Genomic DNA, 621 nt, shown 5'->3' with positions numbered 1-621 from the left:
CCGGCCGCGAGGCGCCCGGCGCCGCGGTGCCCGACCTGACCTTGCGCGAGCGGCAGATCCTGAACCTGATCTGCTCGGGCCTCGACGACGACGGCATCGCCCGCAAGCTCGGCCTGTCGCGCAACACCGTCCGCAACCACGGCGCCGCGCTCTACCGCAAGCTCGGCGTGCATCGCCGCACGGAGGTGATCCTGTGGGGGCGGGAGCACGGCTTCCCGCTCCAGGCCTCTGGTAGCTGACGTTTACGCTACCAGTATTTCCTTACCATTGAACGCGCGCGACGGACGCACATCTGCGGTCCGGTCGGAGCTTTCTCAGTCTCTACGGGGTGCTCATGACCAAGCGCGCACCAACGACTTCCGCCGAGCAGATCAAAGGCTCGGTGAAGGAGGCCATCGGCAAGCTCACCGGCGATGTCCGGATCGAGGCCGAGGGCCGGCGTCAGAAGGACGAGGTGAGGTCCCCGCGGGAGACCGGGCCTCGCAAGGACTGACGCCAGACGTCACCCGGCGCCCTCGGTGGCGCCGCCCCTCCCGAACGAAACCCAAGGAGTCATCCCATGGTCGATACGGACCGCATCACCGGTGCCGCCCAGGAACTCGGCGGCAAGATCCAGGGCGC

Annotated in this window: 2 protein-coding genes; both read left to right on the top strand. The window is 68.4% G+C overall.

The genetic code is table 11. From position 1 onward, the window contains the following. The coding region (locus VQ03_RS30090; protein ID WP_048454610.1) for a response regulator transcription factor at window positions 1-239 on the top strand (239 nt) is incomplete at its 5' end. Window positions 240-334: 95 nt separating this feature from the next. Next, complete coding sequence (locus tag VQ03_RS32410) at window positions 335-493, top strand: CsbD family protein (protein WP_083468325.1); 159 nt, start codon at window positions 335-337, stop codon at window positions 491-493. Window positions 494-621: the final 128 nt, after the last annotated feature.

It is taken from the genome of Methylobacterium tarhaniae, assembly GCF_001043955.1.
GTDB classification, from domain to species: Bacteria; Pseudomonadota; Alphaproteobacteria; order Rhizobiales; family Beijerinckiaceae; genus Methylobacterium; species Methylobacterium tarhaniae.
Note: the sequence above shows the minus strand (reverse complement) of the source record. Positions and strands in the feature narration are given on the sequence as shown.

What these genes read in the sequence shown, in the direction of transcription:
- VQ03_RS32410 (WP_083468325.1), top strand. Translation starts at nt 335, where the DNA reads ATGACCAAGCGCGCACCAACGACTTCCGCCGAGCAGATCAAAGGCTCG.